Source organism: uncultured Psychrobacter sp., from assembly GCF_947488565.1.
Taxonomy (GTDB): Bacteria; Pseudomonadota; Gammaproteobacteria; order Pseudomonadales; family Moraxellaceae; genus Psychrobacter; species Psychrobacter saeujeotis.
The window spans coordinates 355,174-368,437 of sequence record NZ_CANKZC010000004.1; the positions used below are offsets into that span (position 1 = coordinate 355,174).

General features: G+C 45.7%; 8 protein-coding genes. 6 read left to right on the forward strand and 2 right to left on the reverse strand.

What is annotated here, in order from left to right; genetic code table 11:
* Window positions 1–56 precede the first annotated feature (56 nt).
* Together narL and Q0890_RS10755 are read right to left on the reverse strand one after the other, a co-directional pair.
* Window positions 57–716: a two-component system response regulator NarL gene (narL, locus tag Q0890_RS10750; protein ID WP_299220611.1), complete on the reverse strand. Its 660-nt coding sequence runs from the start codon at window positions 714–716 to the stop codon at window positions 57–59.
* Window positions 717–770: 54 nt separating this feature from the next.
* A complete protein-coding gene (locus tag Q0890_RS10755) occupies window positions 771–2,789 on the reverse strand; it encodes a histidine kinase (protein WP_299220614.1) in 2,019 nt (672 codons plus the stop codon).
* A 374-nt stretch (window positions 2,790–3,163) separates the two neighbouring features.
* Here Q0890_RS10755 and Q0890_RS10760 point away from each other — a divergent pair, with 374 nt between their 5' ends.
* The 6 genes from Q0890_RS10760 (at window position 3,164) to Q0890_RS10785 (ending at window position 13,044) form a co-directional block, all read left to right on the forward strand.
* Window positions 3,164–4,543 (forward strand): NarK family nitrate/nitrite MFS transporter, encoded by a 1,380-nt coding sequence (locus tag Q0890_RS10760; protein ID WP_299220617.1) that lies wholly within the window; start codon window positions 3,164–3,166, stop codon window positions 4,541–4,543.
* A 368-nt stretch (window positions 4,544–4,911) separates the two neighbouring features.
* Window positions 4,912–8,670 carry a nitrate reductase subunit alpha gene (locus Q0890_RS10765; RefSeq protein ID WP_299220620.1) on the forward strand — a complete coding sequence of 1,253 codons (3,759 nt, stop codon included), beginning with the start codon at window positions 4,912–4,914 and terminating at the stop codon, window positions 8,668–8,670.
* An 87-nt stretch (window positions 8,671–8,757) separates the two neighbouring features.
* A complete protein-coding gene (gene narH, locus Q0890_RS10770; RefSeq protein ID WP_299220623.1) occupies window positions 8,758–10,296 on the forward strand; it encodes a nitrate reductase subunit beta in 1,539 nt (512 codons plus the stop codon).
* Between the two features lies 1 nt (window position 10,297).
* Complete coding sequence (narJ, locus tag Q0890_RS10775) at window positions 10,298–11,167, forward strand: nitrate reductase molybdenum cofactor assembly chaperone (RefSeq protein WP_299220625.1); 870 nt, start codon at window positions 10,298–10,300, stop codon at window positions 11,165–11,167.
* Between the two features lie 11 nt (window positions 11,168–11,178).
* On the forward strand, window positions 11,179–11,904 hold the full coding sequence (gene narI / locus Q0890_RS10780; RefSeq protein ID WP_299220627.1) for a respiratory nitrate reductase subunit gamma: 726 nt from the start codon (window positions 11,179–11,181) through the stop codon (window positions 11,902–11,904).
* 144 nt (window positions 11,905–12,048) lie between these two features.
* Window positions 12,049–13,044, forward strand: coding sequence for a peptidylprolyl isomerase (locus Q0890_RS10785; RefSeq protein ID WP_299220892.1), 996 nt, complete (start codon window positions 12,049–12,051; stop codon window positions 13,042–13,044).
* The last annotated feature ends 220 nt before the right edge of the window (window positions 13,045–13,264 follow it).

Here is a 13,264-nt window from a genome sequence, read left to right on the forward strand (position 1 = left end):
AAAAAACCAGCTGATGTATCATCGGCTGGTTTTTGAGTTATCTGTTTGATTAAAATCTATTTTGTTAAGTTGTTGACGGCCCATACTGCCGCTTCTACTCGGCTGCGTAGACCGGTTTTGTTGAGGATATGCTTGACATGCACCTTCACAGTCGACTCAGCGATATCTAGTTTATTGGCGATCATTTTATTACTAAGGCCTTCAGCGATCATTTGAATGACTTGTAACTCTCTAGCAGTCAAATTGCCAGCCATATCATCAATGGTGGGTTTGCGTAAGGTTTGCGCTAATATTGCAGCTAGGTTGGGGCTAATCACTAGCTCGCCTCGCAGTACCTTTCTGATATTAACAATAATCAGCTCAGGCTCCATATCCTTTAACAAGTAGCCATCTACTCCCAGCTCTAAAGCTTCTTGGACATCTTCACCAGCATCAGAAACCGTAAACAATAAGGTCTTGGCCTCGATGCCGCGAGACTTGATCTCCCTTAAGGTCTCAATACCTGTTAGTATCGGCATTTTATGATCCAATATGACCAAATCAACCTTATTACTGACCAAAAAATCTAATGCTTCTTGGCCATTATTGGCTTCACTAACCACCTCTACATCATCCTCAAGGCTTAATAGCTCGGCGATGCCTCGGCGCAGCATAGGATGATCATCGACTAATAGTAGTTTGGCAGGAGAGGTTGGGGTATAGACATTCAGACTCATAAGATGCTCACAAATTAAAAGTGTTACAAGGTAGTCTAATTAATTAGTTGTCAGTTAAAAAGACTCGTTAAAATCAGTGGTTTCCGTCATATAGTCGGTGAAAAAATGGGGTACAAATCTAACAATGACACTAACGCCCGTTGGTTCATTGGCAGTGACAATCAGGTCGCCGCCAAGCTTATAAGCCCGCTCTTTCATAATCATGAGACCATGATGCTGCGTTTGATTGACCGTACCTGACATACCGATGCCATCGTCTATCACTGCTAGGGCGATATAATTGCTCTCGTCATCATAGCCTAAATCTATAGTGACGTTTTTGGCTTGCGCATGACGGCTCACATTGGATAGCGCCTCTCTGATAATTTGTATCAGATGTACCTGCTCGGCAGCGCTCAAATTCAATGACATGATTTGATTGTTTACTTTTACCGCAAAGTCGCCTTTTACAGCGAACTCATCAGCGGCTTCATATAAGGCTTCATCAAAATTAGCGCTATCAATAGAGAGACGAAAAGTAGTCAGCAAGTCTCGCAGCTCTTGATAAGCTGAATTAAGGCCCGTTTTGATTTGGGAGATATGCTGCCAAACTTTGGCTTGATTTTGCTCATCAAAAGGGTGCTGATCGTCTTTATCTGAGTGTTTTTTTAGATGTTTCTCAAGCACACTCACTTGTATCTTCAAATAAGATAACGACTGGGCTAGAGAATCATGTAGCTCTCTTGCAATAGTGGACCTCTCCTCAAGTAAAATCAGCTGATGCTCTTGTTGTTTTTGTTTACGTAATGAGAGGGCAGTACTGATAAGGTTGGTGAGCGCGACAATCAGCTCATGGCTTCTAGCATCTAGATACGCGCTGTCTATATCTACCATTTTGATACGCGATGACGATGACTCTTGATTGACATTAGCGTTGGTATCATCTGTCAAGAAGGAGCCGTTCGACAGTAAGACGGATTTGGGCCGAACGTTCAGTTCACCAAACTCGACATCTTGGTGAACAATCGGGAAAGTTTGGGTATGGCTATTGTCTTTAATAATGCAGTTGTCGCAAGTCAGCTTGGTGCATAGCTCTTTCATTCTGTCATCGTGCAAGGCGATGCTGTCTTTATCACTCAAAATATTGCTTTGTATACATAAAGTGATGTCTAAATGCGAAAAAATATGACCGAAATCGGTAATCAGACTGTCCAGCTTATGCAAGCTGACGGGACTAATGGTGAGCTGTTTAGAGAAATCATAAAACAACGATAAGGCTTGATTGGCTTTAATCAGATGCCGCGTTTTTATCTGTACTTCATTTTCTAATGATTGCTGAGAGGTTTCAATCGTGCGCGCCATATCGTTAAAAGAGTCGCCCAGTTTTTTGAATTCTTTATAGCCTGAGATGGACACTCTGGTATCGCGCTTGCCTTGTCGAAATTGGCTGTTGGCTGTGATTAAGCGCTGCACGGGTAATAAAACGTTTTGCTGTAACTTAGCAAAACCAACAAGCATGATGATGAGCGTTAATACCAAAGAGGCGATCTGTAACAACTGCTGCCACATCTGTCTTTGCTCGTTGCGATACTGCAAGGCATCAACCAATCCATCTGCGTCTTTGACGTAGGAGTCTGATGCACTATATAAAGAGGCTTTATCACGAGACAGTAAAGCAGGCTTTAGCCCATTGAACCATTGTGTTTCGATCTTTGCTAGTTGATCATTAATACTATCATGTTCATTACCATAATGACGTTGATATAGTCTTAGGCTGGCTAGCCGGTTCTCCATGTCAGTAACCAAAAAATCGGACGCATCAGAGTAACTGGCAGAGTCCGTCTGTGCTGGATTGGTTTTGGGGTTGCTATCCAAATCAGCGGAGTAGAGCCTATCAAAGTCAGTCGCTATTTGAAACTTGATACGATAAGTCGCCATACGTATCGAGCCTGCTGTATTGATAGCTTGACCATCTGCTTGAGACACCCACGCCAACACGCCGCTGCCTACAGCAGATATAAAGCAAAGTATAGCAATAGCAAACACAGATGCTAGCGCTTGGGCAGGCAAAGAACGTCCTAAGTGGTTTTTCATGATTGAAAAAATGTATCCCTTATAAATAATCTGTTTTCGCTTAGTACTTCTAAAATGTTAGAAAACTGCCATCGTACCTTATCACTTATTTCCCATTACTCGCTATACCTCTAAAGCAGTAGCCAATTTGGCGTACGTTAATTAACTCCTTTAGATAATAGCCTACCTCTATGTGTGAATACCAATCAAAAAGGCAACTCAGTAAGCTGAGTTATAGCTTTTCGTTAATGCGTGATCAAGTTTAAAAGCTGGCTTGGCAAATGCGGATCGTTGCTGCTAAGGGTGACTCGCTGCATGCCTTTTAACTTTTATCACTGGTTAACGAGATAAGCCTACTACTAACAATGGGATAAACTCTATTAAGTGAGGAAAAGATGAGCGGTAAATATTATACAAAAGGTGGTAAGCTCATTACTGATTGGCGTCCTGAGGTAGATGAGTTTTGGCAAAACGGCGGCAAAAAAGTCGCCACGCGTAACTTATGGATATCGATACCCGCGCTACTACTAGCGTTTGCAGTATGGATGGTATGGAGCGCGGTCATCGTTAATTTGCCAGACATTGGCTTTTCGTTTGATGATGGTCAACTGTTTTGGCTTGCCGCGCTGCCTGGACTGACCGGGGCGACCTTGCGTATTTTTTATTCCTTTATGGTGCCTATCTTTGGCGGCAGACGCTGGACCGCTATCTCAACGGCGTCATTATTAATTCCGGCACTATGGATGGGCTTTGCAGTACAAAACCCTGATACGCCATTTATGATTTTTGCCATTATTGCGCTACTTTGCGGTTTTGGCGGTGCAAACTTCTCATCTTCAATGTCTAATATCTCATTTTTCTATCCCAAGGCTGAGCAAGGCACCGCGCTCGGTCTCAATGCAGGCTTAGGTAATCTTGGCGTCTCAGTCATGCAGTTCGCTATTCCTATCGTCATTGGGCTAGGGGTCTTTGGCGCTTTGGGCGGCGCACCGCAAATAACCGCGACAGGGAAAGCGCTCTATTTACAAAACGCGGGCTTTATTTGGGTGCCCTTTATCGCCTTAGTCTCTGTATTGGCTTGGTTTATGATGAATGATATCTCCTCTGCCAAAGCCTCTTTCAAAGATCAGTCGGTTATTTTTAAACGTAAACACAACTGGATCATGTGTATCCTTTATATGGCAACCTTTGGCTCATTTATTGGTTTCTCTGCCGCCTTTCCGATGCTGATTAGAAACGCCTTTCCTGATATCAATCCACTGAAATATGCCTTTTTAGGGCCTTTTGTTGGTGCCATATTTCGTCCGCTGGGCGGCTGGATAGCGGATAAGATAGGCGGCGCGAGAGTGACGTTTTGGAATTATATCGTCATGGTGCTGGCGGTGGTCAGCGTGATGTATTTCTTACCTAGTGATGCTCATCCGGGTAGCTTTGTCGGCTATTTCATCTCCTTTATGGTGCTGTTTATCACTACGGGTATCGGTAATGGTTCTACCTTTAGCATGATTCCGAATATTTTTAGAACCTTTTTGGAGCGCCGCCATCCGAGTAGAGTCGGCACTGAAGCGCTGTTTATTGAGATACGTAAAGAGTCCGCAGCGGTGGTTGGCTTTACTGCTGCTATTGCCGCTTACGGAGCATTTTTTGTCCCAAAAATGTTTGGCTCAGGATTGGGTATCAATGGCACCTTTGTCGCTTTAATCATCTTTTATGTCATTTGTATCGTGCTGACTTGGTGGTATTACAGCCGCGGCAATGCTGAGATTCCTTGTTAAGGTTATCGCTTTAGTTTTATAAGCTTAAAGAGTTTCTATAATGCTACTTACTCCGGTAAGTGGCATTTTTTTTGCCAAAAATTTGGTTTTAGGTGGTTAAATCTATGTGCTTTGAGTGCGGTTTTTATAGGTTGAGCATGATAGCAACTACTACTTAGGAGGTAGAGCACTGCTCATATTAGCGGATAGTCAGGTTATCAAGGCTCACTTAGAATGATGATATCTAAATAGTATTTATCAAAACAGTATGAACAGCCGTTAAGCATAGAGCGATTTATCCAAAGCCTGTCACACAAACCTAATTTTATGACTTTAGCGCTTAATCAATCACTGTTCACAATATAAGCCATCAAGTAGAGGATAGCCAAATGAGTCATTTACTCGACCAGTTCCGCTTTTTTAAACGCAAACAAGGTGAATTTGCCGATGGACATGGCGAGACTCGTGATGAGTCGCGCGCGTGGGAGAACGTCTATCGTAGCCGCTGGCAGTATGACAAGATTGTGCGCTCAACGCATGGTGTCAACTGCACAGGTTCTTGCTCATGGAAGATCTATGTCAAAAACGGCTTAGTGACTTGGGAGACACAGCAAACTGACTATCCTGAAACCCGCCCTGATCTGCCAAACCACGAACCGCGCGGCTGCCCACGTGGCGCAAGCTATAGCTGGTATATGTATTCAGCCAACCGCGTCAAGTACCCAAAGGTACGTAAGCCACTACTCAAACTATGGCGCGAAGCCAAAGCCCAGTATCCTGATTCTGTCGATGCTTGGGCCAGTATTGTTGAGGACCCAATCAAAGCTGAGCAATACAAATCCAAGCGCGGCTTAGGCGGCTTTATTCGCTCGACGTGGGCGGAGGTGAATGAGATTATCGCCGCCAGTAACGTCTATACTGCCAAAACCTTTGGCCCTGATCGCATTATTGGTTTTTCACCGATTCCGGCGATGTCGATGGTCAGCTATGCTTCTGGTAGTCGCTATTTATCACTCATTGGCGGGGTCTGCTTGTCGTTTTATGACTGGTATTGTGATCTACCGCCAGCATCCCCGATGACTTGGGGCGAGCAAACCGACGTGCCAGAATCCGCTGATTGGTACAACTCTGACTATATCATCGCTTGGGGCTCAAACGTGCCGCAAACGCGCACGCCTGACGCGCACTTTTTTACCGAAGTTCGTTATAAAGGTACTAAGACCGTTTCTATCACCCCTGATTATGCTGAGATCTCTAAGCTGACCGACTTATGGCTAAACCCAAAGCAAGGCACCGATGCAGCAGTGGCGCAAGCTTTTTGTCACGTGATTATCAAAGAGTTTTATCTTAAGCAGCCAAGCGATTATTTCTATGACTATGCCAAGCGCTATACCGATTTACCGGTGCTAGTGATGTTAGAAGGGGATGAGAATTCGCGCCGTGCTGGTCGTTATTTGCGCGCTTCTGACTTAGTGGATAATTTAGGGGAGGAGAATAATCCAGAATGGAAAACGATTGGCTTAAATAATGATGGCGAGCTGGTGTCACCACTAGGCTCTATCGGCTATCGCTGGGGCGAAAAAGGCAAATGGAATCTTGAGAGTAAAAACGGCGCAACAGGCGCAGATATTGACTTAACTTTGACTCTAAAAGACAGCAGCGAGACCTGTGTCGTTGACTTTGATTACTTTGGTCATGTCGATCATCCGCACTTTACCTCAGTGCCAGGCGAGCCGATACAACAAAAAACCGTCCCTTGTAAGACCATCACTCTTGCTGATGGTAGTACCGCTATCGTGGCCACCGTTTTTGATTTAACTGTGGCCAACCTGGGTGTCGATAATGACGTTGGCGGCGAACATGTCACCGATGACTATAATGATGCCACCATACCAGGCACGCCAGCTTGGCAAGAGGTCATCACCGGTCTTAGTCGTGAGCGTGTCATACAAGTTGCGCGCGAGTTTGCAGAAAACGCGCACAAAACCCATGGTAAATCGATGATTATCATTGGCGCGGGTATGAACCACTGGTATCACCTCGATATGAACTATCGCGGCGTTATCAATATGCTCATGCTCTGCGGTTGTATCGGCAAATCTGGTGGCGGCTGGGCGCATTATGTCGGTCAAGAAAAACTGCGCCCGCAAACCGGCTGGTTGCCATTAGCCTTTGCGCTTGATTGGCACCGTCCGCCGCGTCATATGAACGGCACGAGTTTTTTCTACGCGCACAGCTCACAGTGGCGTCACGAGACCATCTCCGCCCACGAGATACTCTCGCCTAATGCCAATAAAAAATTCTTCCCTGAGCACATGCTCGATTACAACATTCAAGCTGAGCGTGCCGGCTGGTTGCCATCAGCACCGCAGCTGAACCGTAACCCATTGACGATAGCAGCCCAAGCTAAAGCTAGTGGTAAGGGCGTTGAAGAATACGTAGTGGACTCACTACAAGACAATAGCCTACGTTTTGCCTGTGAGTCTCCAGATAATCCTGCTAACTTCCCACGCAATATGTTTATTTGGCGCTCAAACCTATTGGGTTCGTCAGGTAAAGGGCATGAATATATGCTGCATTACTTCTTAGGTACTAGAAATGGTCTGCTTAACGAAGAAAACCCTACGGGTCATTTGCAGCCAAAAGAAGTCGATTGGGTCGAAAAAGGCCCAACTGGCAAGCTTGATTTGGTCGTTACCTTAGATTTTCGCATGTCCTCAACTTGTCTATACTCAGATATCGTATTACCAACAGCGACCTGGTACGAAAAAGATGACATGAATACCTCAGACATGCATCCATTTATTCATCCCTTAACAGCGGCAACCGACCCTGCTTGGGAGTCTAAATCAGACTGGGAAATCTATAAAGGTATTGCCAAAAGCTTCTCTGAGCTATCCAAAGGTCATTTAGGGGTTGAAACTGATGTGGTGACTTTGCCGATGCAGCATGACAGCCCAGGTGAGCTGGCGCAGCCCTTTGGCGGTACCGACTGGAAAACGGCTGGTGAAAAACCAGTACCGGGTAAAAACTGTCCCATGATTAAGATTGTTGAACGCGATTATCCTAATACCTATAAGAAATTTACCTCTATGGGTCCGGCATTAGAAAAACTAGGTAACGGCTCAAAAGGTCTGAATTGGGATATGAAAACCGAAGTCAAACAATTGGGCAATCTCAACCACCGAGTCACTGAGCCAGGTATCTCTGAAGGTCGACCACGGCTGAATACCGCGGTTAACGCCTCTGAGATGATTTTGATGCTCGCACCTGAAACCAATGGTCACGTGGCGGTCAAAGGGTGGTCAGCGCTGTCTGAGTTTACCGGCCGCGATCATACCCATTTGGCCAAGTCCAGCGAGCACGAAAAAATCCGCTTCAAAGACATCGTCGCTCAGCCGCGCAAAATTATCTCAAGCCCGACGTGGTCTGGCATTGAGTCCGATGAGGTGAGCTATAACGCCGGCTATACCAACGTTCATGAGCTGATTCCTTGGCGTACTATTACCGGCCGTCAGCAGTTTTATCAGGATCATCCATGGATGCAAGCGTTTGGTGAGCAGATGCAGCAGTATCGTCCGCCTATCGACACCAAGACCACCGATATCATCCAAAACACCAAGCCCAACGGTAATAAAGAGATTGTACTGAACTTCTTAACGCCGCACCAAAAATGGGGCATCCACAGTACATACTCTGAAAACCTGCTGATGCTGACGCTAAGTCGCGGTGGTCCTTGTGTTTGGATGTCAGAAGTAGATGCACAAAAAGCGGGCATCGTCGATAACGACTGGATTGAGCTCTTTAATGCCAACGGCGCTATCACGGCTCGCGCCATCGTCAGTCAGCGCGTCAAAGAAGGCATGACCATGATGTATCACGCGCAAGAAAAACTAGTCAACGTACCCGGCTCGCAGCAAACCGGTATCCGCGGCGGTATTCATAACTCGGTGACCCGTACTATCTTAAAACCAACACATATGATTGGTAGCTATGCCCAGCAGTCTTATGGATTTAACTACTATGGCACAGTCGGCTGTAACCGCGATGAGTTTGTGGTAATTCGCAAAATGTCGAAGATCGACTGGTTAGAAGAAAAACCAGATGATTCATTACCGCGCCCATTGCCTACTAGCATCGATGGCTAAAGCTATTTTTCTCAAAGAGATATCCTAATTTTTGGATGTCTCTTAAGAAACCAAAGCTGCTTTTTTACTACTATTTGGAGCACACCCATGAAAATTCGTTCACAAGTCGGCATGGTGCTTAACCTTGATAAATGTATCGGTTGTCACACTTGCTCAGTTACCTGTAAAAACGTCTGGACCAGCCGCGAAGGAATGGAATACGCGTGGTTTAATAACGTTGAGTCCAAACCCGGTATTGGTTATCCCAAAGAGTGGGAAAATCAGACTAAATGGCGCGGCGGCTGGATACGTAATGCCAATGGCACGATAAATCCACGTATCGGCGGTAAGTTTCGCGTACTGGCCAATATCTTTGCCAACCCTGATTTGCCAGAGATTGATGATTATTACGAGCCGTTTGATTTTGATTATCAGCATCTGCATACCGCGCCTATCGGTAATTACTCCCCAATCGCCCGCCCGCGCTCAGCTATCACTGGCAAGCGGATGCAAAAGATTGAATGGGGTCCTAACTGGGAGGAAATCCTCGGCTCAGAGTTTGAAAAACGCCGTAAGGATAAAAACTTCGACAATATTCAAGCTGAGATCTATGGCGAATACGAAAACACTTTTATGATGTATTTGCCGCGTCTATGCGAACATTGTCTGAATCCCACCTGCGTGGCGTCATGCCCAAGTGGCGCGATTTATAAGCGTGAAGAAGACGGTATTGTCCTCATCGATCAAGAAAAATGCCGCGGCTGGCGCATGTGCATCTCAGGCTGCCCATACAAAAAGATTTACTACAACTGGAAATCGGGCAAGTCAGAAAAATGCATTTTCTGTTATCCACGTATCGAGGCGGGCATGCCAACGGTTTGCTCAGAGACCTGTGTTGGGCGTATCCGCTACTTAGGCGTGCTACTTTATGATGCAGACAAAATCGCTGAAGCGGCCAGCATGCCAAATGAGCAAGATCTCTATCAAGCGCAGCTCGATGTGTTCTTAGATCCTAATGACCCAGCGGTTATCGCGCAAGCCCTAAAAGATGGCGTGCCGCAATCGGTCATTGATTCAGCGCAGAAATCACCCGTTTATAAGCTGGCAATGGATTGGAAGCTTGCGTTACCACTGCACCCTGAATACCGGACGCTACCGATGGTCTGGTATGTACCGCCATTATCACCAATTCAAAACGCCGCTGAAGCGGGCAAAGTCGGTATGGATGGTCTGATTCCAGATGTCGATAGCTTGCGTATTCCGCTGCGTTATTTGGCCAATATGCTCACCGCAGGCGATGAAGAACCGGTACGTTTAGCGCTCAAACGTTTGCTGGCCATGCGTAGCTATAAGCGTATGCAATTGGTTGAGAAGCAAGAAGTACAAAGCATCTTAGACGAAGTTGGTTTGACCAAGCACCAAGTGGAAGAGATGTATCGTTACCTAGCGATTGCCAATTATGAAGATCGTTTTGTCATTCCAACCGCGCACCGCGAAGAGGCGTTGAGCGATGCTTTCGCTGAACGTAATGGCTGCGGCTTTAGCTTTGGTGAAGGTTGTTCAGGACAATCTGATAACAGTATGTTCGGTCAACGTAAAACCAATCGTCGTGATTTCATCGATACCGTACAAAAGTGGGAGTCATAAGATGCAAACTACTCAAACTCACAATGACAGCGCAGTGCATGAGCCTATTGAGCCCGCCGTAATCGGCTCATCAGACCTAAAGATACTCAAAGTCTTAAGTCTGCTTATCGACTATCCAAGCAACGAGCTATTCTTGGGTGATACCTTGGCCGACTGTACCGAGATTGTTGCTAGGTCGGCATTGATTAGCCCGCAAGTACGCACACAAATTATCGACTTGATTGAAGACTTAATCGATACCGGTTGCCTTGAGGCGCAGGCGCGTTATGACGGCCTCTTTGAGCGTGGTCGCTCGTTATCGCTATGGCTATTTGAGCATGTGCATGGCGAATCGCGTGATCGCGGCCAAGCGATGGTTGATTTGATGAATCAATATCAGGAAGCCGGTTTTGAGATTAGCGTCAAAGAGCTGCCTGATTTCTTGCCATTATATCTTGAGTTTTTAGCTTATCAAGCCACCGTCATCAATGATGATATTCAAATCCGTATGGATATCGCTGATGTCAGCCATATCATTGCGCTGCTTGCAGCAAGACTTGAGGATCGCGGCAGTGTCTATCAAGGCTGTTTTAATGCGCTATTACAAATTGCTGGCAAGCCTCTAGAGATAGTTGAGGAATATCAAGAAAAAATCAGTGAAGAGCAGCGTGATGATACCTTTGATGCACTAGATAAAGAATGGGAAGAAGAAGTGGTGACCTTCTTAGATGCGCAGCAAGAAGAGCGCTGTCCTTCGCAAACCAGCACGCAAAACCTTGCGGCTAAAGCGGGCGTTAAGGCCAACTCAACAGCGCCTATGGTGGATGCTCCTGTGCATTGGGTGGACTTTAACCAAAGTCCAAAACAAAATCAATCGGCTAGCCAATCATAAGGAGAGAGGACATGAATCTTGGAGCGCCTAGTATACAAGCTTTAGCCAGCTTAAATTGGCTGCAAATATTCCTTTTTGGAGTGTATCCCTATATTGCGCTAGCGGTTGCTATCGTCGGCACTTGGGTACGCTTTGATTTGTCACAGTATTCATGGAAGACGGGCTCCTCGCAGATGCTCAGATCTAAAAACATGCGCTGGGCAAGTAATTTATTCCATGTCGGTATTATCATCGTGCTGCTTGGGCATTTTTTCGGTCTACTCACGCCGCATATTCTTTATGATCGCTTTATCAGCGCTGGCAATAAGCAAATCTTAGCGGTCGTGGTCGGCGGTATCGCAGGCGCGTTTTGCTGGGTAGGGCTAGTGATGCTGATGTGGCGCCGCTTCACCGATGATCGCATCTCTAACACCTCAAACTTCTCCGACAAGCTGGTACTGGTTCTGTTATTTATCCAATTGACGTTAGGGATGATCACCATCTTTACTTCAGCGCAGCATTTAGATGGTTTAACCATGCTCAACTTCGCTGGCTGGGCGCAAGACATTACCGTGCTAAGACCACTGCAAGCCGCGGCGCGTATTGAGCAGGCCGATCTGATTTATCAGCTGCACATGGCACTTGGGATTACCTTGATTATGATCTTCCCATTTACGCGCTTGATTCATATTATCAGTGCGCCCGTGTGGTACTTTGGCCGTCGTTATCAGATCGTCAGACAGAAAAAATCACAATAAGATAGTGGTCATTTTAGGCTAATAATTGGCTTAAAGTGATGTTAAAAAAAGCTTTGATTGTTAGTCGCGAGTGGGCTAGTAATTATAAAATGATGCAACGATATCTAAAATTTCTACATACGAATACTGAGCGGAGCAATAATGATGACTGTCAATACTTATCACCCAAGCCACCATGTAAATCACGAGTCTAAAGCCCCGAATGCTGCTATGGAGAATAACGAGGATATTATCCGTATCATGCCAACGACAGACGATCTGAAAAAACCGCATTCAGATCAAGAGTTTATCGAACGAGCGATGAGTGAGGAGCGTAGCAACCACAAAAACCTAATTGCTTCTAGCCGAGATGAGCTACCCTCTGTCACCGTCAACGGGGTGATGATTGATCGCACTGATATTGCGCAAGAGCTACAGTATCATCCGGCCGCTAATAAAGAAGACGCGGTGTTTTTGGCGACGCAAGCTTTGGTCGTGCGCGAGCTGTTGCGCCTAGCAGTACTAGCTGAGCCAAGCCTTGGCATCTCTGCTTGGCAGCAAGATGAAGAACAAGCGATCTCTAATTTAATTGATAAAAATGTCCAAGCCACTATTGCCGATACCGCCACTTGTGAGCGTTATTATCAGCAAAATATCACTGACTTTAAGACCGATCCTATTATGTCGGTGCGGCATATTCTGTTAGCGTGCGCCCCTGATGACGGCGATGAACGTCTAAAACTAAAAAAGAATGCTTATGAGCTGATTGAGCAAATTAATAACGATGCCAATCCTAGTGCACAGTTTATTGAGCTGGCTCGTCAGTATTCTGCTTGCCCCTCAAGAGAGCAGGGCGGCGAGCTTGGCGTGATTGATAAAGGACAAACCGTGCCAGAGTTTGAAAGCCATTTGTTTAAGCTAGATAAAGGATTGGCACCCAGCCCTATTGAAAGCCGATATGGTTTTCATATTGTTGAGGTGCTAGATAAGCAGCCGGGCATTCAAATGACTTATGAGCAAGTCAGTCCGGCCATTCACAACAAGCTTAGCCAACAAGCCTTTCACCAAGCATTGTGTGATTATCTTTTTACTTTGGCCAATGAGGCCAATATAGAAGGTATTGAGATGAGTCTGGAGCAAGAAAACATCTTTCGAGGGTAGTGGCCTTTGTACCGTTTTTCTATACTTCCCATAAAAACTTTATAGCGTCTCATGAACCCTAAGTAATCTAGCTTCTACTCCTTAAGGGGTAGAGGTGAGATCATTTAGGGTTATTTTTTCGGTAATTGTTTTTTGTCATAATAGCGATTCACTGTTATTTTTCCATTCATAACCTGAGGCGATGCTTAGAGCCAACCATTTATCCTTATTAACGGTATAC

What these genes read in the sequence shown, in the direction of transcription:
- narJ (WP_299220625.1), top strand. Translation starts at nt 10,298, where the DNA reads ATGCAAACTACTCAAACTCACAATGACAGCGCAGTGCATGAGCCTATT.
- Q0890_RS10765 (WP_299220620.1), top strand. Translation starts at nt 4,912, where the DNA reads ATGAGTCATTTACTCGACCAGTTCCGCTTTTTTAAACGCAAACAAGGT.
- Q0890_RS10760 (WP_299220617.1), top strand. Translation starts at nt 3,164, where the DNA reads ATGAGCGGTAAATATTATACAAAAGGTGGTAAGCTCATTACTGATTGG.
- Q0890_RS10785 (WP_299220892.1), top strand. Translation starts at nt 12,049, where the DNA reads ATGACTGTCAATACTTATCACCCAAGCCACCATGTAAATCACGAGTCT.
- narH (WP_299220623.1), top strand. Translation starts at nt 8,758, where the DNA reads ATGAAAATTCGTTCACAAGTCGGCATGGTGCTTAACCTTGATAAATGT.
- narI (WP_299220627.1), top strand. Translation starts at nt 11,179, where the DNA reads ATGAATCTTGGAGCGCCTAGTATACAAGCTTTAGCCAGCTTAAATTGG.
- narL (WP_299220611.1), bottom strand. Translation starts at nt 716, where the DNA reads ATGAGTCTGAATGTCTATACCCCAACCTCTCCTGCCAAACTACTATTA.
- Q0890_RS10755 (WP_299220614.1), bottom strand. Translation starts at nt 2,789, where the DNA reads ATGAAAAACCACTTAGGACGTTCTTTGCCTGCCCAAGCGCTAGCATCT.